This window comes from Hyphomonas sp. NPDC076881, assembly GCF_050269995.1.
In the GTDB taxonomy this organism is placed as follows: Bacteria; Pseudomonadota; Alphaproteobacteria; order Caulobacterales; family Hyphomonadaceae; genus Hyphomonas.
Genome location: NZ_JBNNJJ010000010.1, coordinates 123,738 through 147,690 on the forward strand (window position 1 = coordinate 123,738; position 23,953 = coordinate 147,690).

Here is a 23,953-nt window from a genome sequence, read left to right on the forward strand (position 1 = left end):
CATCCAAGCGCGGACCCGCAATGCAATTGACAATCATTATCATTCGCACTAGCTCACGTCCTTTCTGAAGCCTCTTCCGACGGAGAGGCGTTTGCGGGGACTAGGATGCTTCTGAAACTTTTCAGCGCCGCCAGCGTCGGTGCACTACTCATGACCAGCGCGGCAAATGCCGAAACGGAAGATGCGCCCGAAACCGAGACGCAGCGGACACTGGAAGCTATTATCGTCAGTGGGGAGAAGATCGACCGGTCCCTTCAGGAGACGACCACGAGCGTCTCGGTCACCACGGCGGCGCGGATTGAGGCTGAGAACATTCTCTCCCTATCAGATATCATCAACCGGACAGCCAATCTTTCGGAGACCTATGGGTCATCCGGCTTCACCATTCGCGGGATCAACAACGCAAACGTTTCAGGCGGCGGCGCCTCGGGACTGGCAACGGTATTCGTCGATGGTGCGCCCATTCCGGAGGGGGTCATCTTCAATTCGCCTGCAGACATGTGGGACATTGCCCAGGTAGAGGTTCTGCGCGGCCCTCAATCCACACTTCAGGGCCGCAACTCCCTTGCCGGGGCAATCGTCATGCGGTCTCAGGACCCGACGGACGACTGGAGCTTCAAGGCCAGAGCGCAGACGACCGATGCGGACGACACGACATTCGCTGCGGCCGGTGGCGGACCTATCATCCCCGGCGAACTCGGCTTCCGGATTGCCTATGAAGACCGCCAATCGGATGGCTTTGTCTACAACCCCACCCGTCAAGAAGACGACAATCCGCTTGATGCCCAGACACTCCGCACAAAGCTTATGTGGACACCTGGCGCCCTGCCCGGCCTGACCGCACGGCTTGGCTGGACCCACAGTGACCGCAAGTCGGGATACATGTATTCGTATAACCGGACTGACGTTCCTGATTATTACAACAACCGGGTGGACCTGTCCGACTACCCCAATTCCAGCGACATCACTTCGGACATTGTCAATCTCGAGCTTGACTATGACATCTCCGATCGCCTGACCCTGTCGGGCGTCACATCCTGGAGCAAATTCGACAAGCTGGCGAGTTATGACGGCGATTACGGGCCTGACCCTATCTCCTGGGGGAACCACGATCAGAAAACAGACTCGCTGACCCAGGAGATTCGCCTGGCCTATCAGGGCGACCGCCTGAAGGGCCTGATTGGCGGATATTATTCCGACCGGGATGAAGCCTCCCTCCTCTCATCACTGACCAATGTGAACACGCCTGTCGGAACGATTGCCGCCCTCTTGCAGATGAACGGGCTGGATGCGGCCACCGCCAGCGCCCTTGCAAGCCTTTATTATACCCAGCTGCCTGTGATTCCTGTCGACTATCATTCCGACGCGAATACCGAGATCCAAACCACAGCGTTCTTCACTGATTTTTCTTACGATCTTACCGGCAAGCTCACCTTTGTCGGTGGCCTGCGCTATGATCGGGAGACCAACCAGCTTGATCTCGTGCAGGATGCCGTCTTCGTCGGAACTTATCCGAACCCGGATGATTTCGGATCCGTGGGTTCGCCGCTCTGGACAGCAATTTACGGGATCAATCTGGGCGTCGCCGATCTTGTGGGTCAGGCGGCGGGATCTGCCCCGCCAACCGAGCGCACGTTCGAGGCTTGGCTTCCCAAGGCGGGGCTGACCTATCACTGGACGGATGATCTCAGCACCAGCTTCGTGATCCAGCGCGGCTACCGGTCTGGGGGCACCATGGTCAATGTGGCCCGCTCAACGATGGTGCCTTACGACTCCGAGTACACCTGGAACTATGAAGGGTCGGTCCGCTCGGTCTGGCTTGACGGCGCCCTTACCGTCAATGCCAACGCCTACTATGTCGACTGGACCGATCAGCAGGTGCTCGTCCAGCTTGGCCTTAATGACTATGACTACCAGACCATCAATGCTGGCAAATCCCATCTCTATGGCGGCGAGTTGGAAGCAAGCTACCGGCCCGGCGGCCAGTTCGATATGTATGCCTCTCTCGGCTATACAAAGACGGAATTTGATGAGTTTGAAGTCTCGGTCGGTGAAACCTTCGGGGACCTTTCAGGCTCGGAGTTTGCCTATGCGCCGCATTGGACTTTTGCAGCGGGCACCAATTATCACTGGGACAATGGCCTGACCGGAAACCTCAATCTGAACTACCGGACGGGGTCCTATTCCTCGACGGGAGTTGATCAGGAAGACTCGAAGGTGGACGGGCGGCTCCTCGTCAATGGGCGCTTTGGCTATGAAAGCGATCACTGGGGTGTTTTCCTGTTTGGGAACAATCTCTTTGACGAAGCCTACGTCCAATACAATCAGGACACGACCAATCGCGCGATCCTTGGCGCCCCCCGCGTTCTGGGCATCAGCCTGGAGACCCGCTGGTGACCGAAGCCGGGCTGACCTTCGCGACGGCCACCGTGATTGCCTTGGCTGGCGTAGTCTCCGGCGCGCTGCTGAAGGGCGCCTGGCAGCGGCGGAGCCCACAACGCCCATGGCTCATTCTGGCCGGCTGGGCCTTGCTGGCCGCCTCTATCCTGGGGCCGGCCTTCTGGCTCGGATCGGCGCGCGGCGTGTTCATCGCGCTGGCAATGGCCCCGCTTGGGGCCTTCGCAATCGTGTTGCTGAACCTTGAGCGGCGTCAGAGCCGGGCCCGCAAGGCCCGTGACGCCGCGCTCGAACCCTCCGACCGTCCGTCGAGTGCGTGGCGCGGCTGGCTGCGCGTGCTGCTGGCCGGGCCCCTCGGAATGGCAGCCGCCCTGGGTGTTGCGATTGCCTATACCGTCTGGGTGCCCGGTGTTCCGCAGACGAGGCTCATCACAGGGGGCCTGCTTGTACCCGTGCTCTGGGGCGCAGCCATGGCCTGGACATTATCCGATGATAGAATTCTTCGCGCGGCGGCCCTTCTTGCGGGCGTCACCGTTACCACCTTTACGGCCGCTTTCCTGAAAGGCTTCACCTGATGAATGCGCCGGAAACCCTTCCCAAGCAGCAGAAACGCTCTCAGGGGCGCGCGATCTGGCCGAAGATCCCGGCGGGGTTTGTGCGCGCGGTTCTGGCAGGACATTCCGCGCTTGGCCTAGCCTTTGCGGCCCTCATCTACCTTGTTTGCCTGTCCGGAACCGTCGCCGTTTTCATTCAGGAATTCGAGCGCTGGGAACGCCCGGCCGCCACCCCGCTCACGCAGGTGTCTCCTGATGCCATCCAGGCGGCCCTTGAAACGGCGGCAGCCGAGCTGAATGGCCCGATCGAACACGCCTATATCACCCTGCCCCGGCCTGGGTTCCCGCGGTTCGAACTGCACGCTGAAACAGAAGGGCACGCAGAAGAGCGCGGCTGGCTGTTCAACGCCGAGGGCCATATCCTCTCCGATGCCAGCACGCCATGGTCGGATTTCCTGGCGCGCCTGCATATCTATCTTCACCTGCCCCAGGCTTGGGGGATGTTCATTGTCGGATTGACGGGGGTTGCCCTTCTTTCCTCTCTGATCTCGGGCCTGTTTGCCCATCCCCGCGTCTTCAAGGATGCCTTCAGTCTACGGATCGGCGGATCAAAGCGCCTCCAGGAAGCCGATATCCATACAAGAATCGGTATTTGGGGGCTTCCCTTCCATATCATCATATCGCTGACCGGCGCGCTGTTAGGCCTCCTGACGATCATCGCCGCCGTGCTGGCGCTGGTTCTCTTCAAGGGCGACGTGAACAAGGCCTATGATTATTTCCTGCCGCCCCACCCGCCGGAAGATACTACGCCCGCCCCCTTGCCCGACCTGCCCGCGATGCTGGCGCGTGTCAGCGAAGCCGCACCCGCCACGACCCCGCGCTACATCTTTCTTGAACATCCGAACGAACGCGGCCAGTCCACCCTGATCACGGCGTCCCGCCCACACCGGCTTTCACGGGGCGACAATTTCTATTTCGATAGTTCCGGATCGCTTATCCGGGCAGACCGGCTGGACGAAGCAACCCTGGGCGAGCGTATTTTCGGCGTGCTCGCACCTCTGCATTTTGGCTGGTTCGGGGGCGTGCTGGTCAAGCTGGCCTATGGTGTGCTCGGTCTGGGCCTTACGCTTGTAACCGTCAGCAGCGTGTCTGTCTGGCTGGCCCGGCGGCGCGACAAGGGCCGGCCTGCGCCGCGCTGGGAGCGCATCTGGATCGCCTGCATCTGGAGCCAGCCTCTCGCTTACTCCGCCTCTGGCATTGCGGCGCTCCTGGCGCCGGCATCCGCCTCGGCCTTCACTATTGTTGCAGTCTGGCTTCTGGCTACCCTGCTCGCACTTGGAACAGCAGCCCTGTGGCCAGCCAAGATAGTGTCGGCGCGCCTCCGCCTTGCCAGCGGCGCGCTTCTGCTTTGCCTGCCAGCGATACATGCCGCCATGAACGGCGCACACACCAGCGACCCCATGGCCTGGATCGTCAATGCCTGTCTTGCGGCGACGGGCCTTGTCCTGATCGCGAGCGTTCTGAAGCGAGGCGCCGGAGAAACACCCCGCCCCGCCTGACAGCCATCTCTAACTGTATTGCGGGCAACAGCAGCCGTGGCACTCAATAGTAAATATATGCCGCAAGGATCGGCCCTGCATTCGCCGGGAACGCAAACAAGTTGAGCAGAAATGCCTGCGAACTTGGCACGCAGCCGGTCCAGCGCCTTTACCCGCCTGCATCGCCGGCCTATACCTCCGTTTACGGAGTTTGCGGCTAGACAGCCCTGCCAGCTCTCCGGCTTTCCTGGCTGCGCCCGGTTCCCCAGGATGGAGAGACCGGGTAGTGCCCCTGCATTCAGGGGGAAGCCCGGGATTGGCCCACCACAGTTAGCATCTGACCCCAGTGAAAGAGCCAAGAGCCGATTTGCTAATCATTGTGAATGTGTCTCAACACGGGGAAGACCATGCTCATCAAGACCTTGAAAGTACCACTCCTCGCCAGTTGCTCTGTTTTGGCAATCGGCCTGTTTCCATGCCTTGCCGCTGCCCAGGAAGCGGAGAACTCGGACTCTGCGCTGGTCAACGAAACCATCCTGGTTACGGCTTCCAAGCGGGAACAGTCGCTCCGGGAAGTTCCAGGATCCATTTCCGCGCTCTCCGAATCGGCGCTTCAGGATCTGAACGCGCAAAGCCTTTCCGATTATATCACGCGCATTCCAGGCGTCGTATTCAACGACTATCAGCCCGGGGTTTCGGAAGTAGTGATCCGCGGGGTCGCCTCAACGACGTATCATGAGGCCAACCAGACGGCGACGGGCTACTATCTCAACGAAATCCCGCTGATCGAGCCCGGCTTCCCTCTGGTTATTCCAGACGTTGACTCTTTCGATCTGAAGCGCGTCGAGGTTCTGCGCGGCCCGCAGGGTACACTGTTTGGATCGTCCTCCCTCGGCGGCGCCATCAATTATGTTGCCAAGGAAGCCGACCCCAGCGGGATGGAGGCGGCCCTGGAAGGCATGATCGCGTCAACCAAGGGCGTGGACGAACTGTCCTATGCGGCCAAGGGCATGATCAACCTGCCCGTGATCAAGGACAAACTCGCGGTCCGCCTGGTGGGGCTGCAACGTTTCGACTCGGGCTACCTTGACAATACGCTGCTGGGAGAAGACGGCAGCAACGATCTGGATGTGGATGGTCTGCGCGCCTCTGTCGTATACACACCGAACGAGACGACCCGCATCTCCGCCTTGAGCATGTATCAGAAATACAGCCTTGATGACCAGACATATGTGCTGTTCGGCGCCGATCCGGAGACCTATGAACGCGCCACCAATGTGGCAGAATATCAGAACACGGACTTCATGCTTCACAGCCTGCGCCTGGATCAGGAGTTTGATTTTGCAACCCTGACCGTCGTAGGATCCTATGTTGAAAAGTCCGCCGACCTGGCATTCGACTATTCGATTTTCGGCGGCAACGACCCGCGCACAAATACCCCTCTTCTCTCGTCCGGCTCGGGCGAGTCGACGACCGACTATCTGGAAGTCCGCCTCACTTCCCCGGATGAAGGCCGGCTGACCTGGATCGTCGGGGCCAACTATACGAAGCTCAAGTCCGAGAATACTGACGCGCTCTATCTGGAAGGCATTGCCGCCTATATCGACGCCAATCCGGCTGAATTCAACAATCAGCCCGGCAGCCTCCTGGCTCCCGGCGACTTGTCAGAGCGGACGGTCAGCTCCAATTCGGTGACCGAACAGGCATTGTTCGGTGAAATCAAATATGCGTTCTCTGATCAGCTTTCGCTTACGCTGGGAGGACGCCTCTTCGAATACGAATCCAGCCCGCGCCTGACTTACCTGCCCAACGCAAACCTTATCGACCCGTTCGACTACCAGCCTCCGGCGGGAAAAGAATCGAGCTTTGTGCCGAAGGTTTCGCTGACCTACACCCCGAACGATGACATAATGGTATATGCTCTCTATTCTGAGGGTTTCCGGATTGGTGGGGTTAACGTCTATTCGGTCGCCTCCCCCGATCTCCCGCTGGCCTTTGGCAGCGATGCCACCAAGAACTATGAGATCGGCACACGGATCGACCTGATGAATGACAGGATTTTCCTGGATGCCACCGTCTATCATATCGATTGGGAAGACGTTCAGGCCCGCCTGTTTACCAGCGATTACAGGGCTTACACCGTGAATGGCGGCGGCGCCGAAATTGATGGCGTTGAGCTGGTTGCCACGATTGCCGCCACCCAGCAGCTCAATCTGTCGACGAGCATTTCCTATAATGATGCCCGCCTTTCCAGCCTGCTGCCCGGCGAGAATGCGCCCGCTGGAACCCGTCTTCCGGGCGCGTCGGAATGGACCATCGCGAACACAGCGTCCTACCGGTTCGACACGCTTCCCTGGCAGCCCTTCGTGTCCCTGAACCACCGCTACCTTTCCGAAGCCCCGGTGGATTTTGCCGGCAGCCTGGAAAAGGGCGACTACCATATCTTCGACCTCAATGCTTCCTTCGACGTGTCGAGCAATGTCCAGCTCAGCCTGTTCGCAAAGAACCTTCTTGATGAATATGGAATCCTGAATGCGCCCTTTGCCTTTGCTGGTTCGGTAACCCGGCCACGCAGCATCGGCATGTCTCTTCGGTACAATTTCAACTGATCTGATTATCGCCCAAGAAGGAGCGGCGGACGTTTACTCCACGTCCGCCGCTCCTTTTTTGTCCGGCGTTCCTAGTCAAATGCCCTGATGAAAGCGGCGACATTGTCTCCCAGCGCCGCCACATTATAACCGCCCTCCATGACAATAACGGTCGGCAGGCGCAGGCTGGCAATGGCCTGGCTGAGGGTGGCGAAATCCTTGTGCAGGATCCTGAAGTTCGAGATCGGATCATCCTCAAAAGTATCCGCGCCAAAAGACAGCACCAGGAAATCTGCGCCCCATCTGGAAATCGCCTCCAACGCAATGCCCAGCGTTTTCAGATAAGCGTCTATCTCTGTTCCGTGCGGCAAGGGCAGGTTCAGATTGCTGTCTCCAGCGCCCCGTTCATCTGCATGCCCCCAATAGAATGGATAGTCCGTCTGCGGGTTGGCGTGGATCGACACAAAGAGCACGCCGGGATCTTCATAGAAAATGTCCTGGGTTCCGTTTCCGTGATGATAGTCGATATCGAGGATCGCGACCCGCTTCCGGCCGAGGTGTTGCGCGTGCCGGGCCGCGATCGCGGCATTGTTGAGATAGCAGTAACCGCCCATATAATCACGGCCGGCATGGTGTCCCGGCGGCCGGCAGAGCGCAAAGGCACTCCTGGCGCCAGTTTCCTGGATATGGGCCACGGCCGCCACGGCAGACTGCGCGGACCAGTACGCAGCGCTCCAAGTATCCGCCGTAATCGGGGTTGATGCATCGAAACTGAACTGGCCCATTTTGGCATCGATGCGGACGAGATCCGCGATCCGGCGCCGGACGACCGGAAAGGTATAACCGATCGCATCGCCTGTCCTTCCGGCGGTGAGCCATTGGCTGTGCGCGGTCTGCAGAAATTCCAGATACCGCGCATCATGCACGGCGAGCAGTGGCTCCATACCCTGATCGGCCGGCACCTCGAGCGCCGGGAACTGGCCGGCGATGTGTTTCACACGCTCAGGCTTTTCATTGTAGGGAACCCATTCTCCATTGTGGAGTTCGCGCAGGGGTGCATGAAAGGTCTGGCGGGGGTCGAAATAGACGATCAAGGCGCACTCCTGCATCGTGATGGGGACAAGCAGAAGAGGTTAGCCGAGACCAGGGCGGCCCGCTATGACGGGACAGGCCAAAACTTCACTGGAAAGGGCACGCCCCGGGCCAAACCCCGCCGGCTCTTATCGGTCCAGACCGCCTGCGGGCTGAACTTGCTGATCTTTGACGCTTAAGGGCGCAGTAATCTGCAGCAAAGCCGCGCGCGTCTCGAGAAAGGCTGACCGCAATTCTCTCCTGCCCATACCGGACTGGGCCACTGACAATTCGCCGTGGGCCAACTGCATGTATTCCACGCTTTGCCTGGCGTTTACTCTACCCAACGCTGCGTTTGCCGAATTGTTCAGTAATTGTTGGGGTGAATTTTATCCGCCTACTGATTTCTTCAGGAGGGGCAATTCTGCGCTCATTCTGCGCTGACCAGAAAAATTACGCACCGTTCCGGAACCGATACAGGTTTCGTGCGCTGTTGGCAGAGCATGTAAAATGCCCTCACCGGACCCGCGGCTCGCTACCGCGTGAAGCGTGTATGTGGACAACGGCCATGCTGCCGCGAGCGACGGCGGCATTCACGGGAGACTGATCGATGGCAGCAGGGGCCGCTACCGAACGCCGCGCCTGGCACCGGGCCTATCTCTTCTTTTCGACACTTGCCGGCGTTCTGGGCCTTGCCATGTCAGGGCTCGGTCTATGGCTCGCCGTGCTTGGGGGCACGCTCTATTATCTTCTGACAGGTCTGGTCCTGCTTGCCGCGACGGCCTTCAGCTGGCGGGGAGAGGATCGCATATCCCTCCTCCTTTACGCGGCCGGGTTTGCCGGAACCGTCGTCTGGTCTTTGATGGAAATTGCCGGAAAGGGCTGGTTACCGGCCTGGGGCATTGATCTGGCAGGGCGCATTGGCCTTCTTGGGGGGCTGGTCGCTGCCATTGCCCTCAGCTGCCTCATGTGGTGCGTTCCTCCGGGCAGGCCGCTTCGCCGGTTTGGCCTGGTTTCCCTGCTTGGCGCAGCCGTCGCGGTGGCCGCACTTGTCCTGATTTATTGGGAACGGATCGAAGCGGCCGGCCCCGCGCGCCAGTTGGCCATAGCCGACGGATCCCCTGGTAATTCACAGGCGGAAGCCGGCGCAGACTGGCGCGCCTATGGCGGCACGCCCGGCGGCCGGCGCTACTCGTCCCTGAGCCAAATATCCGTCGCGAATGTAGCGGGGCTGGAAGAGGCATGGACCTTCCAGACAGGCGACCTGAATCCGAATGAAGGCCGTGTGTTCTATTCCTCTCAGAATACGCCGATCAAGGCCGAGGATTTTCTTTATATCTGTACACCTACAAACAAGGTCTTTGCTCTTGATCCGGGATCGGGCGAAGTGCGCTGGAGTTATGATCCCGGCGTTCCGCACACATCCATGGAAGCCCTTTTTTCAGCCGCCTGCCGCGCCGTGGCGTATCATGATGATGGCGAGCCAGCCGGCCGGCCCGAGGCAATCGACCACATGCCGGCGGTGGAAGGCGCCATCGGCGCCGTGCCTCGCGGCGGAAGCCAATGCCACCGGCGTGTTTACGTCTCTACCGCCGACGGCCGCCTCATCGCGCTCGACGCTGTTGGCGGGTTCCTCTGCGAGGATTTTGGCGAGGGCGGAACAGTAGATATGACAGCTGGGATGGGCCTGCGTGCGCCTGGCTTTGCGTCCAACACGTCGGGCGCAACGGTCGCTGGCGGGCTTCTGATCCTTGGCCAGCAGGTCAGCGATAATCAGCGGCGCGACGCCCCCTCCGGCGTGGTGCGCGCCTACGATGCCCGCACCGGAGAGCTTCGCTGGGCGTGGGACGCCCTGCGCCCCGATCCGCAGGCGCCGCTGGCCCCCGGTGAAATTTATCCGCGCGGCACACCGAATGTCTGGAACGTCGTTTCAGCAGATGACTCCCTCGGGCTCGCTTTCCTTGCCACCGGCAATGCGGCGGCTGACCAGTGGGGCGGCAACCGTCAGGCAGAAGAAGACCGTGTCACTGACGCCGTTATCGCCGTCGATCTGGAGACAGGTGCCGAACGGTGGGTCTATTCAACGATTACGCACGACCTGTGGGACTATGATCTGGGCGCCCAGCCGGTTCTGGTTGACGTGACCATCGAAGGGGTGGCGCGCCGGGCGATCCTGCAGGCGAGCAAAACCGGTAATCTGTTCCTGCTTGATGCTCTCACGGGCGAGCCATTGCGGCCTGTCGAACCCCGCCCCACGCCCCAGGGCCCGCCCCCTGGCGATTGGGTCGCGCCGACCCAGCCACAGTCCGTCTTTTTCCCCAATATCGGGGGCGTTCCCGGGCGCGATCCCGAACAGATCGACGCCCGGCACGCTTTCGGCCTCACACCGGTCGATGCCGCGCTGTGCCGGATCAGCTTTCACCGCCACCGCTATGAAGGGATGTTCACGCCCCCCACACCCGAGGGCGAAGGCATGCTGCTCTTTCCCGGCACGGTGGGCGGACTAAACTGGGGCGGCGTGGGCTATGACCCTGACCGCAGGTTGATTATCGCCAATAATTCCCGCCTGCCAAATCGCGTTGTGCTCCATCCCCGCGATGAGGTCAGCGATCTGCCCGTGGGATCGGGGGGCGCCCGTCCCGATCAGGCCATTGCGCCCCATGCCGGCACGCCTTTTGGTGTAACCCGGCCTATCTGGTGGTCGCCATTGAAGGTCCCCTGCATCTCGCCGCCCTGGGGCTACATATCTGCGATCAGCCTTGATACTGGTGAGATCGTCTGGTCACGGCCTTTGGGAACGGGCTTTGATACCGGCCCGCTGGGTATCCCCACCTTCCTCAAGATCCCCACAGGCACGCCGAATCTCGGCGGGCCGCTGGTCACCGCTGGCGGGCTGACCTTCATCGGGGCCGCACAGGACAACTTCTTGCGGGCGTTTGAAACAGAAACCGGCAAGCTGGTCTGGGAAGCGCGCCTGCCGGCAGGGCCGCAGGCAGGCCCCATGACCTATGAGCATGAGGGCCGCCAGTACGTCGCGGTCTCGGCCACCGGCCATGCACGGTTTGAAACGACGCCTGGCGATTATCTCAAGGTATACGCGCTTCCGGAAACCCGGTAGCGGGCACCTTCAAGGAAGAGCGCTTAGCAGAAATTCAGGGTTTGTCTTCACTGGGCGGCATGACGGAAGAGCGCACGTCTCGCAGGATCGTCCGGATTTCTGCGGTGTAGCCTGCGGCGGCCGCAAAGGCATCCACCGGAACGGCGCCAGGATCCTCTTGCGCGTCCTGGGGCGGAAACGGTTCCCACAGGTCCGCAAGCAACCGCGCGGCCTGGTCTGCCGGTAGTTCCTTCACCAGCCACATCAGCACCCGGCGCTGAGCTGTCAGCCTGGCTTCCAACTCTTCCATCCCGATCGGTTTCATCGTCCGCCCTCCATTTCCCTTGCGGCGCTATGGGTCTGGCCGCCCGTCGGCGAAAGCCGCCTGCGCCGCGCCGCCTGCCGGATCGGGCAAGCCGGCGAAATCTGGCAACACTTCATAATCTATGGGCTTATACCGGAAATTGTTGGATTGCCCGGCAGAGCAGCTGGTCAACCCGACAATCATATCCATCCGGGCCCGGAAGACAATGGAGTTGCCCGGCCGGCTCAACGGCGGCAGCACCCTGATCTCTCCACTGTCTCCGTCTACGGCCACATTCATGAAGCAGTTGAAGGCAATGGGAATCCGGTCGGGCGAAATACCCCAGGGCCTCAGAACACGCTCCAGATTCTCCTGACATCCGCCAGACGGGGACTCCTCGCCATAGATGATGCGGAACGTGTCTCTTGAGCAGGGAGTCAGGGTGAAATCGTGCCGGCCGACCTCATCGGCGACGATATCGAACATTTCCCGGCTCCTGTTCGAATAGAGGCAGTCGCCGGTCGTGAGATATAGCCGGCTGGCATAATCCAGCGATCTGCCGGAAGATAAAAACTCCCCTGTATCGGCGGCGGAAAAGGCAACCATATCGCTGACCTGTTCCCCTTCCGGATCGGTCACTTTCAGATATTGCCCCGCCTTGATCAGAAAGGCGGCGCCGGATTTCGGAGGAATGCGCTGCATGGTCTATACCTTTGGTTTGAAGGGGCAGGTCCAGTCGTCGCCGACAAGCCGCCCGGAATATTGGCGAGCCTCGGAACGCTCCCCAAAGTCAGTCAACATGGGATTTACAGACCCTGCGCTGGCTTTCTCCCGCTCGCGGATGATGGATTTCATCTGATCAAAGCGCCCATCCGTCCGTAGACGCTCAAACTGGTCGTGAGAATTGAACACCAAGGCAGGATGGCTGAACCGGCGGGCTGGCCGCGAGGCCCCCGGGTGAAGACCGATCACGAAAAATGCCTCACCACACACGCTGACGGAAAAATGAGGCGAAGAGGGATCCGGTGAGGTTCCCTCCGCCCAGGGCGCGCCGGTGACAGCATCCAGATTATGCAGACACTGCAACCGGTTCCAGAGTGCTTTTTCGAAGGCGGCCTCGGACAATGTGTCCGGCCCCCGGAAGATCGCGGTGAAAGACTGCACAACCGGGCCGGTTTTGTCGAGGTTGCGAATGAAACCGAGCAGATCTTCCCGCAACTCTATATCATGTGCGGGGGTAGTGATGTCTTCATAGAGGCCGACAACAAGCTCATTCCGGGCCAGCGCGGATTTGGCGCCGACGCAGGGAAAGCTGTCGGACCGGATGAATTCTGTAAGTTCATCTTTATACTCGTTTGTGTCCGAAAGGGTTATCATGGCAAACCTGATCTGACTTTGACATTGGGTGCACAAAAACGCTGCAGTCCCAAAGAGGTTCCTGACGCTTCTCAGACTCTCCTTCATGAGGCCCCCTTGTACCCCAACTCCTTGTTCACTGGCGGGTTCCAGGCCTGCGGATATATGTGTTTATTCGCTCTGGCTTTGGCGGGCGCGGATCGACTTGCCCGGTTCGATATCGCGGCCGGGATAGAGGATCACACGGTCGCCCTCGGAAAGACCGGACGCCACAACAGCGTAACGTGTATCCTGAGGCCCGATAGCGACGGGAGTGAGCATAGCTTTGCCATTGTCCTCGCGAAAGACGGCCCAGCCGCTGCCCTGCCGCACCAGCGCAGCGACCGGCACGCGCAATTCATGGCTGCCCGACCAGACAAGGACGAATACCTCCATCCGGTAGCCATGGCCCAGACGCTGAACCTGCGGATCGGCGCCCGTACCGGAAAAATCGATGATCACATTGACGCGCTGCTCTTCAATTCCGAGGGCCGAGACCTTACGGAAGCCGAACGGCTCCACCATCCGTACACGCCCTTCCAGAGGAGCCTCTCCGCCCCAGGCTTCGATACGGACAGGCGCGCCGGGAGCAATGCGCACGGCGTCGTCAGACAGGTATTCGGCGACAATCTCGAGGCTGGCCGGGTCGCCGATCTCGAGGATAGGCGCTCCTGCGGCAATGACCGCTTCGCTTTCCTGCATGACCCGCAGCACCCTTCCCGTGACCGGCGCGCGGATGTCGATGACGTCGGCCGCTCGCTGACCGTTGCGGGGCGGGGTGAGCCGCAACGCGGCGCCGCTTCTCTCAGCGGCTGCCCGGGTAACGCCGGCCGCCGCCGCGTTGCGCCTGGTCTGCGACGCCTCCAGTTCGGCGCGCGCGCGGTCAAGCGCCGCCTGGGAAGAAACACCCCGGGCGAAAAGTGTTTCTGCCCGTTCTGCTTCCCGCCGGGCAAGCTCAAGCGCAGCTTCGGCTTCCGCCAGACCGGCTTCGGCAGCGCTGTAGGCTGCGGTCGATGCCCTGAGGGCGGCTTCTGCTTCGCTGCGGCTGCGCGGGTCCAGCAACGCGGCCTCTCCTGGCAGAAGGACAGCAACAACTGCCCCGGCCTGCACGGTTTCGCCAACCGGATTTCCGATCCGGAGGAGGCGTCCGGCCTGGGGCGCGGAGACAAGATAGATATCGCGAACCCGCGTGCGCCCTTCCTCCCGGACCTCGACTTTGACCTCACCGCGCGTGATGTCGCTGAGCTGAACCTCCAGCGCGCGGGGCATGAAGGCAGAGACCAGCAGCAAGGCCAGAATGAGCGCGGCACCTGCCCAGAGATAGTGCCGGAACACAAGTTGCGGGAGGCGGAAGGGCATTGGTGTCTCCATCACTGAAGGCCCTTGAGGGCTTCGACGAGGTCCAGCCGGTCGATCTGATGACGCACGAGCAGGCTCGACAGGGCCGCCGCGCCCAGGATGATGAGCGTGGCAAAAGCGTAAGTCGCGGGGTTGATGACGAAAGGCAGCCGGAACAGGTCAGATGCCATGGCGTGTGAGAAATACACCGACAATCCTGCCCCGGCGATCAGGCCCAAAGGAATGGCCGCAAGGGTCAACAACGCCACTTCGCCAAGCAGTATGTAAGAGACAGCGCCGCGCGAGAAACCCAGCACGCGCAAGGAAGCCAACTCCCGCTGACGCTCAATGAAGCTGATCCGCACAGTGTTGTAGACCACGCCCAGCGCAATCACGGCGGCGAAGACAACGAACACGCCGAGCGACACGCCGAGATTCTCGTCCATCAGGTCCGACAAGCGGTCCCGCGCTTCATTCTGAAGGGTTACGCCGGTGACGAGCGGCGCCTCGCGAAGCTTGTTGTAGACTGCGGTTTCCTGTTCCGGGTCCAAGCGAAGATAGACCCCGGAGGCCAGTTGGCTTTCGCCTACAAGCCGGGCGAGATCGCCGGCTTCCATCTGGGCGCCTGATCCGAAATAGGTCTCTGCGATCGCGGAAACCGGCAGGGTCCGAACCGGGCGGCGCCCCTCCAGGACACTGATCCGAACCTCCTCGCCTGCCGATATGGAGAGGCGCGCGGCCAGATCAGACGACAGGACAAGGCCGCCCGGCGGCGGCGTCACGGGGCGCCCCTCGGCGTCCAGAAGACGGGAGAGTTCCGCGCCTTCCATCACTCCCATAATTACGGCCCGTTCGCTGCGCTGGGCGGCCTCCAGCTTGACCGGCACAGCCCTGAAAGCCTCCGCCATGGTCACCCCGGGCATACGGGCCACCTCCCGTTCGGCGCGGGCGTCCCGCGCCTCATTGAAAGTAACGGCGGCGTCGTAACGATTGGCCTCGGCGAAATGGGCCGAGATCATGTAGTGCATGGCATCGGTCATGGTCATGACCGAAATCAGCAGCGCCAGCGAAGCGGTAACGCCGCTGACCGTCAGTGCGGCCCGGCCCGGCCAACGCACGATCTGGCGCAGGATCATCCGGGTTTGCTGATCGATGAAATCAAACTTTGTGATCAAGGTTCCGGCGCCGCGGGAAAAATCCGGCGGCGGGGGCGGGTTCATGGCCTCAGCGGGGTTCAGCCGGGCGACACGCCGGACGGCGACGAGCCCGCCACCGATAACGGCGGCAGCGGACACCGCGCAGACAATCCCATAATCTGTCAGGCTGGCCCGGAAGATGAGGTAGGGAAAATCATAGTAGCGGATATACATGGCGGTCAGCCGGTGACCAAACCAGGCGCCCAGCAGAATTCCGATCAGAACCCCGATGCCGCCTATGATCATCAGCAGCCGGAAATAGTGTATCGTGACCTCAAGGTCACTGTAGCCATACGCCTTCAGAAGACCGATTGCAGGACGTTGAACCTGAACCAGGCGAGAGACGACCACATAGACAAGAAACGCCGCCACAGCGAGAAACACGGGCGGCACAACCCGCCCCAGTGTTCGCAGCTGATCGATCTCGCTGGAGACGAATGCATCGGAAACCTGATCCTTGCGCCCATAGGCGCCAAGACCTCCATAGGGCGCGAGCAGCCGGTCGATCTCGGCAATCGCCGGAGCTTCCTGCGCAAGATCGCGGAGGCGGAAGACTGCCTCGGTAAAGCTGCCCCGGCGGTCTGTAAGCTGGGCCAGAGGAAGATGGCTCATCCAGAGCACGCCGAACTCGGCTTCATCCGGCACAAGCTGGCCCGGCGCGATGCTGTATACATGTTCTGCAGACAGAACAAATCCGGTGATCGTCAGGCGAAACTTCGACCCTTGCACGATCACATCCAGAGTGTCGCCGGGCAACAAACCGTTCGCGAGCGCAAACCCTTTCAGCACCGCCGCCTCGTCGCGGCGACGGGGATCCGGCAGCCGGCCGACCTCCAGATACAACCTGTTGACCGACGCTTCCCGGCCTTCCGGCAGAGAGATCAGCTCTCCGGCAGCGCAACCGCTCCTGCCTGGCACCTCAATTCGCGCCGGCATGCGGATGCGGGCTTCAATTGCCTGGACCCCATTGATGGCGGCAAGCGCCGGGGCAATACGATCCGGGGCACGCACAACCGGCGCCCAGATATCCGCCATCAGCGATTGCTCGTAATAGACGCGCCGGGTTTCCTGCAGAGAGGTCATCAGGCCTGCTGACAGGAGCTGGATCGACACCCCGCCGGCAATCACAAACGCAATCGCAAGCACCTGTACGCGGATGTTCCAGAGGTCGCGCAGCAATTTGCGATCAAGAATGCCCAGCCAGAAAGGAAGATGAACGAAGCTCACCAGGAAATCTCACCAGGCTCGATCCGCGTCCGGTTCTCTCTCACCTCCCGGACCAATCCGTCAGAGAACTCGATCACCCTATGCGCCATCGCCGCAATACCGGCATTGTGTGTGATCAGCAGCGTCGTGGCGTTTAGATTTTCGTTCACCGTCTTGAGCGCTTCGAGCACGCGCACGCCCGTCCGGGAGTCGAGCGCGCCCGTCGGCTCGTCGCACAGCAGCACATTCGGCTGTTTGGCCACCGCCCGCGCGATAGCAACCCGCTGCTGCTCACCGCCCGAAAGCTGGGCTGGAAAATGGTTCGCCCTCTCTTCCAGACCCACAAGCGCGAGCGCCTCGTGCGGCGGCATAGGATTTTCCGCAATCTCCGTTACCAGCGCCACATTTTCCCAGGCGGTCAGGCTCGGCATCAGATTGTAGAACTGGAACACAAAACCGACATGACGGCGCCTGTAATCCGTCAGCGCACGATCCGTCGCTTTTGAAATATCCTGCCCCCGGTACAGGACCGTTCCCTCTGTCGGCCGGTCGAGGCCACCGATAATATTCAGAAAAGTGGACTTCCCGCTGCCCGAGGCACCGAGGACGACGACCAGTTCGCCCTTCGGAAGGTCAAGGTCAATTCCGCGGAGCGCATGGACCGCCGCCGCGCCGGCCCCATAGACGCGCCGAAGTCCGCGGACCTCGAAACAATTGCCCGCATGAGGAAGGGCGGGGGCGATTGTGTGCGGCATGAAACCTTCGCTCCGGTATCGGTGGGCGGCTTTTCATCGTGTTCATACTAGGACACAGGCCAGAGCAGCCCTAGGTAATACTCCCTAGGCGGGAAATCTCCCGAGAGAGAAAGTAAGCCATTTTTGGCTCCGTGAACCTATGTGCCGGCAGCCTGATGATGCCCGCCCGCGCGCAATTGGCCCGCGCGCAGCCGGATCTGCTTCTCCGTTTCGATAATAGCAAAGAAGGCTGCCCCCACAGCAATGATCACAACGCCGTCGAAAAGGGACACCGGCGCCGTGCCGAAGATCTCCTGCATCGCTGGAATGTAGGTGACGGCAAACTGCGCCGCAGCGACCGTCAACACAGCGAACCAGACGAACCTGGTTCCCTTTACGGCATCCCAGGTCAGCGACGTGCCGTATATATTCCGTATAAAGAAAAGATGGAATATCTCGAGCACAACGAGTGTGTTCAGCGCGATGGTGCGCGCCACTTCGGTAGGGTATCCCCGGTCAATGGCGTAGAGATACATGCCATAGACTGCTGCCAGGAACAGCATGGATACAAGGACGATATGCCAGACGAGCCCGCCAGTCAGCAGCGGTTCGTTCCGGGGCCGTGGCGGCCGGCTCATGGTGGATTTCTCGGTCGGTTCAAATGCGAGGGCAAGCCCAAGCGTCGTGGCCGTGATCAGGTTTATCCAGAGTATCTGGATCGGCGTCATCGGCAGAGCAAAGCCAAACACCAGCGCGACAAGGATCGTCGCAGCCTCCCCGGCATTGGTCGGCAGGGTCCAGCTGATCACCTTCTTGATATTGTCATAGACGGTACGGCCTTCCTGAATGCCCGCAACGATGGACGCGAAATTGTCATCTGCAAGCACAAGATCGGCTGCCTCCTTGGCCGCTTCCGATCCCTTGCGTCCCATAGCGATGCCCGCATCCGCCCTTTTAAGCGCGGGTGCATCGTTTACGCCGTCGCCGGTCATGGCGACGCTGAGGCCGCGCGCCTGCAGGGCCGTTACGAGACGCAGCTTATGCTCCGGGCTGGTCCGGGCGAAAATGTTCGTGCGTTCGATCAACTCCTGCAGCTGAGGATCGCTGATCATGTCGAGATCTGCACCGGTCAGCACCGTGTCCGGATTCAGCAAACCGATCTGACGCCCGATCGCGGCCGCTGTGCCGGCATGGTCGCCGGTGATCATCTTCACCGCGATGCCCGCCTTGTGACAGGAAGCAACCGCTTCAATCGCTTCCGCTCGCGGAGGATCAATCAGGCCCACCAGTCCGAGAAGAACAAGGCCTTCTCCCAAAGCAGCCGGGGCAAAAACATCCGGCACCGTATCGAGGCGCCGCTCTGCCAGCGCCAGCACCCGCATGCCCTGACCGGCTATGTCGCTGCCCACCTGTTGCCAGAATCTGGTATCGACTGGCTCAGCTATCCCGTCGGCAGCACGCTGATGGGTGGTCATCTCGACAATCCGTTCCGGCGCGCCCTTGACGCAGATCAGGGCGCCGCCGCCGTCTGCCTGGTGAAGCGTCGCCATGTAACGTGTAGCAGAATCGAAAGGTATCTCGGCAATGCGTGGCGAGGTGGCCTCTGCAGAGGCCCGGTCAATTCCAAGCTTTCCGGCAAGCGCGATCAACGCGCCCTCCATCGGATCCCCCTCCACCTGCCAGTCGCCCTCCACATCAACAAGGCTGGCGTCGTTGCAGAGGGCAGCAACCCGGGCGAGGGCCTCCAGTGTGGACGGATCACCCCCATCGACCTGGCCGCGCGGCGCGTAGCCTTCTCCTCCGATTTTCCAGACGCCTGCAGAAGTGACGACAGCGCTGACCACCATTTCGTTGCGGGTCAGGGTGCCTGTCTTGTCTGTACAGATGACCGAGACCGATCCGACAGTCTCAATCGCGGGCAGCCGCCGGACAATCGCATTTCGCCGCGCCATCGCCTGCACACCAACCGCCAGCGTGATCGTCAGCACAGCCGGCAAGCCTTCGGGAATGGCGGCCACTGCGAGGCTGACCACTGCCATGAACACGTCGATAAACGCGAAGTGATCGACGAAGTACCCAAAGATGAGAAGCACCAGCGATATCAGCAGGATCATGACCGTCAGCCAACGCGCGAAGCCGGCAATCTGGATCATCAGCGGGGTGCTCAGCGTCTGCACATCGCCCAGCAGCCCGCTTATCCGTCCGATCTCGGTATTCTTTCCGGTTGCCGTGACGACGCCGCGCGCTGTGCCGGAGGTTACAAGCGTTCCACTGAACAGCATGGACTTCCGGTCGCCCAGCGGCACATCGGCGGCCACAGGCTCGATCTGCTTGCTCACCGGCAGGGATTCGCCGGTGAGAAGCGCTTCCTGTACCTGAAGATTGTTCGCTTGAATCACGCGCAGGTCAGCGGGCACCTTGTCGCCCGCTTCGAGCAATACAATGTCGCCGGGCACCAGCGCTTCGCCTTCCACCGTCAGCCTGTGTCCGCCGCGCAATACCGAAGCATGAGGCGAGAGCATGTTGCGGATCGCCGCCATCGCCTGTTCGGCGCGCCCTTCCTGAATGTAGCCGATCAGGGCGTTGACGATCACGACGGCGAAGATAACTGCAGTATCAATCCAATGCTGCAGCAGCGCCGTGACCAATCCGGCGCCGATGAGGACATAGATCAGCACATTGTGGAAATGCGAAAGAAACCGGAGCACGGGATGGCGCCCTTTGGGAGCGGGCAGACGGTTCGGGCCGTACTTCTCCAGGCGGAGGGCAGCTTCCTCATCCGTTAGCCCCAGGACGGCATCAACCTGTAAAGCCGTCAGGCTCTCTGAGGCAGGGGCGGCGTAATGCGCGGCTGCGCCAAGGATCTGTTCCAAGGACTGGTTGGTCATGGGGGCCTCCAAATTGACGGCTATGCGCAAGCACGGTCTGCAATCTGTTCCCGGCGAACCTGCCGCTACGAACCCGTCCCTTTGCGTCTTACGCTCTGCATGTGTCGCCAATATTCATGACGACCCGGGGAGGAGCCCGCAAGTTCGGCTTTTACGTATTCGTTCAGGTCGCAGGCTGCCCGGCACTCACAGAACGGCTTTCGATGCAGATGCAGTTTAACTTCCGCAGACGCACAAATCCAGGTCTCGCCTCTCTGCCGAGGCGCGCAGAGCTTGAAGGCGGTTAGGTAGTTCTCCTGATGGGAAAACTGCGAAGCTGCTTCCAATAATTAACCATAAGGCGGAGACACAGGCGGACCAGAAGATGGGCGTGGGGGAAAATCAATCGAGCAATCCCAAGGGATGGGCAGTTGCCATGCTTCTTGCGTTTTCCGCTGCCGGCTGTGCATCGATGCCCGCTCCTTCAGAAACTGGCTTTGACCATTGGTCGGGCCTACAAGACTGTTTTCGCCGAGACGTACAGCCGCAGCCCGGCACGGCAGAGCGCATGGCGCTGACCTGTTCCGGAAATCAGGCAGCAGCCGACCCCCGCAAGAGCGGCATCGATCGCGCGAGCGCCCATTTCAATGCGGCCTTGGCCTTCAATCTCCTTGCCGATCAGCAAGCCGATACCTTGGCCTGCGAGACAAGCCGCTGCACCCGCTTCGCCCTCGACCATATCGAGCGGTCTTTCATTCATCAGGAGGCACTCCCGCCTCCCGCTGCCAACATGGCCGTTACCGGAACAGATCAGCGCTTTGATATCCGGCGCCGCCTGGTGCGCGGCGCGGCGCTGAAGGGGGCGTCGAAAATGCAGGCCCCGGCCTGTGGCACGCCGGAAGCGTGCCTCCTGGCCGCGAATGAAGCGCTCGGATCATACAACTGGGAGGGGATGGCCGCCTCAGAGGATGGTGTTGTTTCCGCGCTCGCCTGCCGCGCGCTCAGTCTCCGGTCGCAGGTGAATTTCCTCCGCGATCCCGCGCAGGAATCCCTGGAGGTGACCGATCTGCGGCACATTGTTCAGCGCTGCCCGGATTTCTCCGCCGCAGCGGTGGAAAGGCTCGCACAGATCGCATTTGGAAGGGCAGAGCAGCTGCGCGCCTCCATGCTGAATTCGGGAGGAACACAGCCGGGCAAAGCCGAGGCCATTTCCCTCGGAACGTCCGCCGTGGCGAGCTATACGGATGCTCTGCAATCAGATGAACTGAAACTGCCTGCATATCGTAACATGGGTCTGGTCCATCTGAAGCTAGCCGAACTTGACCGGACCAGCGCTTCCTTTTATTTCGAGGCGGCCATAGACGCCTTCGATGCGGCGCAGGCGCTGAGCCAGGCCGGGGGAGGCACAGACCACGCAGCCGACCTTGAACGTCTGGGAGCGAGCTATCTGAGCCTCGCGGATGCCAGAGAGATCACACCACTCGAAGAGGAAACCCTGATCAACAGCGCCATCCGGGCGCTCGAAACGGCAATCCTCCAGGCGCCGGCATATCAGAGCTGGATCACGCTCGGCGGCGCCTATGTACGCGCAGGCCGCGAAAGCGATGCAGAGGCGGCTTATCGCGCCGCGCTGGCCCTTGCGGGTACGGACAATGGAGAACAAGCGTCTCTGTCACTCGCTCGCCTTCTGGAGAAAGCTGGCAAACCCGCCGAGGCACTTGCCGTACTGGAACCTCTGTATACATCCCGAAAGGCTGGACCTGATCTGGAGTATATGGTCGGGCGGCTGCGTTTTACCCGGGCAGACCATGCCGGCGTCCTTGATGCGCTTACCCGGGTTATCCCCCGGCTGCAAAGCCCTCTGGACGCCGAAGCGCACTATATGGCCGGTATCTCCGAGTCCATCCTCCGCCGTCCGGGCTGGCAATCCCGTATGCTCACCCACGGGGACGCTGCTGCCCAGTCCAACAGCTTTGCGGTCAAGTATATCCGGCTCGATTGCCTCGCGCACATCCTCGCCGGAGGCAAGGATGTGAGAACAGCCGCGTCACTGCAGCGCTGCCCGTCTGGAACTACTCCCGAAAGATACCTGCTCCGGGGCATGTATTTCCTGAAACAGGCCCAGCTTATGGATGTTTCCGCCTACAATGCGGCATCGCAGGATTATTGGAGAAGCGTCCTGCGTCTTGCCGAAGAATCCTTTCGGGCCGGCCAGCAGGCGGCGAAAGCACAGCCCGGCGCCAGCACCAAGGTCGGGTTCGACGACCTGCAGCGCGAAGTCAATGTCGAAGACATGCTCGCAAGCGGCCTGACCGTTATCAGCCGGTGCCGCCGGGAAGTCACGATCCCACCAGAGTCCGGCACATGGACCGAACTGGACTCCTTCTTCGGTCACTATGGAGTCCTCAAATGCTCTGCATCTTGATTATCCGGCCCGGCATTTCCTCCTCCCGCCAGAAGCAGCCCATTCGCCCTCTCGCTCTCTTACTGGAAATCTGAACCATGCAGCCGACAAACGACCCTGACCGCACCGAAGGACTCGTCTTCCAGCCTGTGCCGACCCAAGAAGACATGCGCGCCCTTTCCGAAGAAGCCAGCAAGGCCAGAAGCGGCCGGGCGCGCCTGTTTGTTGCCGTGGTCTTCCTTACCGGCGTTATTGTCGCGGCCGGCCTCGGGATGGCGATGGTCAAGCAGAATGCCGCCGCCGCGGCCGAACAGGCAGAAGTTCAGATCACAAAGCTGACTGAGCAGATCAAGGCGAAGGACACGCAACTCAATTCGCAAGCCGAAACCATCCGGCAGCAGAAGAAAGAAATCGACAGCTATGCGCCCTTTCAAAGCATTGTGACGCTGCAGCAGCAATCTGACCGGCTCGAAGAAGAGATTGCAGCGCTTCTTGCCCAGCCCAGCCGGGCCGGCGCGCCCAAGCACCTCACAGAGCTGCCAGCCCAAGTCGAGTGGCTGGACCAGACGGTCAACGCCCTGCGCGCCCGCCGCGACCGCTTGCAGCAGATAAAGACCCAGATTGAAGCTTGGCCGCCCGCTCCAGTTGCTCCGCGTCCGGACTGATTGCCCACCTCCTTACAGAAAGCCCAAACCATGACCGACCTGATCCAAACCCCTGGCGAATTGTTCATCCCTGTTACAGTCGAGGTGAAGCCCGCGTTCAGCCTGAAAGAACTGGTATCGGAGTTTCCGGACCGTCAGACAGACTGGACCATTCCGGAAGCCTTTCTTTGTCTTGTCCTGTCGGCGGCGCTGGCAGACGGCCGTATGGCGCAGCAGGAATCAGAAGAACTGATGGCCCTGGCACATCGCTCCCGCGTCCTGCGCAATCTTGATCCCAACGAACTCGCCGCCATCAACCGGACGGCTATCAAGCGCCGCGCCGACCGTCCGGAATGGCAGGCGGAAGCCTGCCGGGCACTTCCGCACGACATGCACCTATCGGTCTTTCTGCATTGCCTGGATCTCTGCCTGGCAGACGGTGTCATGGTCCCGGCAGAAGCCGAATATCTTGAAACGCTCCTGGCAAATCTCAGCATCACCCCGGAAGATGCGCGCCAGGCCGCCCACATCCTGTCAGTCAAAAACCGCTACTAGAAGAGATCGGCGTTTCTATCCGTAGACGGCGCACACTCTGACGGTCTGTCCTCTTTCGGCTTTGA

General features: G+C 60.9%; 16 protein-coding genes. 8 read left to right on the forward strand and 8 right to left on the reverse strand.

What is annotated here, in order from left to right:
• Nucleotides 1-105 precede the first annotated feature (105 nt).
• The 4 genes from ACQKI2_RS12635 (at nt 106) to ACQKI2_RS12650 (ending at nt 7,098) form a co-directional block, all read left to right on the forward strand.
• Nucleotides 106-2,397 (forward strand): TonB-dependent receptor, encoded by a 2,292-nt coding sequence (locus tag ACQKI2_RS12635; RefSeq protein WP_427380019.1) that lies wholly within the window; start codon nt 106-108, stop codon nt 2,395-2,397.
• Nucleotides 2,394-2,972, forward strand: a complete 579-nt coding sequence (locus tag ACQKI2_RS12640) for a hypothetical protein (protein ID WP_427380020.1) — start codon at nt 2,394-2,396, stop codon at nt 2,970-2,972. The genes ACQKI2_RS12635 and ACQKI2_RS12640 overlap by 4 nt, the downstream gene beginning before the upstream one ends.
• On the forward strand, nt 2,972-4,510 hold the full coding sequence (locus ACQKI2_RS12645) for a PepSY-associated TM helix domain-containing protein (protein ID WP_427380021.1): 1,539 nt from the start codon (nt 2,972-2,974) through the stop codon (nt 4,508-4,510). Before ACQKI2_RS12640 ends, ACQKI2_RS12645 begins: the two co-directional genes overlap by 1 nt.
• A 386-nt stretch (nt 4,511-4,896) precedes the next feature.
• Nucleotides 4,897-7,098, forward strand: coding sequence for a TonB-dependent receptor (locus ACQKI2_RS12650; RefSeq protein ID WP_427380022.1), 2,202 nt, complete (start codon nt 4,897-4,899; stop codon nt 7,096-7,098).
• A gap of 71 nt (nt 7,099-7,169) precedes the next feature.
• On the opposite strand, the gene ACQKI2_RS12655 is transcribed toward ACQKI2_RS12650, so the two are convergent.
• Nucleotides 7,170-8,171, reverse strand: coding sequence for a histone deacetylase family protein (locus ACQKI2_RS12655; RefSeq protein ID WP_427380023.1), 1,002 nt, complete (start codon nt 8,169-8,171; stop codon nt 7,170-7,172).
• Between the two features lie 587 nt (nt 8,172-8,758).
• Here ACQKI2_RS12655 and ACQKI2_RS12660 point away from each other — a divergent pair.
• The gene (locus tag ACQKI2_RS12660) at nt 8,759-11,266 is read left to right on the forward strand and encodes a pyrroloquinoline quinone-dependent dehydrogenase (protein WP_427380024.1); all 2,508 of its coding nucleotides are present in this window, start codon (nt 8,759-8,761) and stop codon (nt 11,264-11,266) included.
• 34 nt (nt 11,267-11,300) lie between these two features.
• Here the strand turns inward: ACQKI2_RS12660 and ACQKI2_RS12665 are convergent, their stop codons facing one another.
• The 7 genes from ACQKI2_RS12665 to ACQKI2_RS12695 form a co-directional block, all read right to left on the reverse strand.
• Complete coding sequence (locus ACQKI2_RS12665) at nt 11,301-11,570, reverse strand: hypothetical protein (protein WP_427380025.1); 270 nt, start codon at nt 11,568-11,570, stop codon at nt 11,301-11,303.
• A gap of 27 nt (nt 11,571-11,597) precedes the next feature.
• Entirely contained in the window at nt 11,598-12,251 is a 654-nt protein-coding gene (locus ACQKI2_RS12670; protein ID WP_427380026.1) for a DUF1989 domain-containing protein, read from the reverse strand.
• 3 nt (nt 12,252-12,254) lie between these two features.
• A complete protein-coding gene (gene gntA, locus ACQKI2_RS12675) occupies nt 12,255-12,926 on the reverse strand; it encodes a guanitoxin biosynthesis heme-dependent pre-guanitoxin N-hydroxylase GntA (protein ID WP_427380027.1) in 672 nt (223 codons plus the stop codon).
• A gap of 150 nt (nt 12,927-13,076) precedes the next feature.
• Nucleotides 13,077-14,303, reverse strand: a complete 1,227-nt coding sequence (locus tag ACQKI2_RS12680) for an efflux RND transporter periplasmic adaptor subunit (RefSeq protein WP_427380028.1) — start codon at nt 14,301-14,303, stop codon at nt 13,077-13,079.
• 11 nt (nt 14,304-14,314) lie between these two features.
• Nucleotides 14,315-16,705, reverse strand: a complete 2,391-nt coding sequence (locus ACQKI2_RS12685) for an ABC transporter permease (protein ID WP_427380029.1) — start codon at nt 16,703-16,705, stop codon at nt 14,315-14,317.
• Nucleotides 16,702-17,439: an ABC transporter ATP-binding protein gene (locus ACQKI2_RS12690; protein WP_427380030.1), complete on the reverse strand. Its 738-nt coding sequence runs from the start codon at nt 17,437-17,439 to the stop codon at nt 16,702-16,704. The genes ACQKI2_RS12685 and ACQKI2_RS12690 overlap by 4 nt, the downstream gene beginning before the upstream one ends.
• A 137-nt stretch (nt 17,440-17,576) precedes the next feature.
• Nucleotides 17,577-20,306 (reverse strand): cation-transporting P-type ATPase, encoded by a 2,730-nt coding sequence (locus ACQKI2_RS12695; RefSeq protein ID WP_427380031.1) that lies wholly within the window; start codon nt 20,304-20,306, stop codon nt 17,577-17,579.
• Between the two features lie 547 nt (nt 20,307-20,853).
• On the opposite strand from ACQKI2_RS12695, the gene ACQKI2_RS12700 reads away from it, so the two are divergent.
• The 3 genes from ACQKI2_RS12700 (at nt 20,854) to ACQKI2_RS12710 (ending at nt 23,888) form a co-directional block, all read left to right on the forward strand.
• Nucleotides 20,854-22,710: a hypothetical protein gene (locus ACQKI2_RS12700; protein WP_427380032.1), complete on the forward strand. Its 1,857-nt coding sequence runs from the start codon at nt 20,854-20,856 to the stop codon at nt 22,708-22,710.
• Nucleotides 22,711-22,787: 77 nt separating this feature from the next.
• Entirely contained in the window at nt 22,788-23,354 is a 567-nt protein-coding gene (locus tag ACQKI2_RS12705) for a hypothetical protein (RefSeq protein ID WP_427380033.1), read from the forward strand.
• Between the two features lie 30 nt (nt 23,355-23,384).
• A complete protein-coding gene (locus tag ACQKI2_RS12710) occupies nt 23,385-23,888 on the forward strand; it encodes a tellurite resistance TerB family protein (protein ID WP_427380034.1) in 504 nt (167 codons plus the stop codon).
• Nucleotides 23,889-23,953: the final 65 nt, after the last annotated feature.

What these genes read in the sequence shown, in the direction of transcription:
- ACQKI2_RS12635 (WP_427380019.1), top strand. Translation starts at nt 106, where the DNA reads ATGCTTCTGAAACTTTTCAGCGCCGCCAGCGTCGGTGCACTACTCATG.
- ACQKI2_RS12645 (WP_427380021.1), top strand. Translation starts at nt 2,972, where the DNA reads ATGAATGCGCCGGAAACCCTTCCCAAGCAGCAGAAACGCTCTCAGGGG.
- ACQKI2_RS12650 (WP_427380022.1), top strand. Translation starts at nt 4,897, where the DNA reads ATGCTCATCAAGACCTTGAAAGTACCACTCCTCGCCAGTTGCTCTGTT.
- ACQKI2_RS12660 (WP_427380024.1), top strand. Translation starts at nt 8,759, where the DNA reads ATGGCAGCAGGGGCCGCTACCGAACGCCGCGCCTGGCACCGGGCCTAT.
- ACQKI2_RS12665 (WP_427380025.1), bottom strand. Translation starts at nt 11,570, where the DNA reads ATGAAACCGATCGGGATGGAAGAGTTGGAAGCCAGGCTGACAGCTCAG.
- ACQKI2_RS12670 (WP_427380026.1), bottom strand. Translation starts at nt 12,251, where the DNA reads ATGCAGCGCATTCCTCCGAAATCCGGCGCCGCCTTTCTGATCAAGGCG.
- gntA (WP_427380027.1), bottom strand. Translation starts at nt 12,926, where the DNA reads ATGATAACCCTTTCGGACACAAACGAGTATAAAGATGAACTTACAGAA.
- ACQKI2_RS12680 (WP_427380028.1), bottom strand. Translation starts at nt 14,303, where the DNA reads ATGCCCTTCCGCCTCCCGCAACTTGTGTTCCGGCACTATCTCTGGGCA.
- ACQKI2_RS12690 (WP_427380030.1), bottom strand. Translation starts at nt 17,439, where the DNA reads ATGCCGCACACAATCGCCCCCGCCCTTCCTCATGCGGGCAATTGTTTC.
- ACQKI2_RS12695 (WP_427380031.1), bottom strand. Translation starts at nt 20,306, where the DNA reads ATGACCAACCAGTCCTTGGAACAGATCCTTGGCGCAGCCGCGCATTAC.
- ACQKI2_RS12700 (WP_427380032.1), top strand. Translation starts at nt 20,854, where the DNA reads ATGGCGCTGACCTGTTCCGGAAATCAGGCAGCAGCCGACCCCCGCAAG.
- ACQKI2_RS12705 (WP_427380033.1), top strand. Translation starts at nt 22,788, where the DNA reads ATGCAGCCGACAAACGACCCTGACCGCACCGAAGGACTCGTCTTCCAG.
- ACQKI2_RS12710 (WP_427380034.1), top strand. Translation starts at nt 23,385, where the DNA reads ATGACCGACCTGATCCAAACCCCTGGCGAATTGTTCATCCCTGTTACA.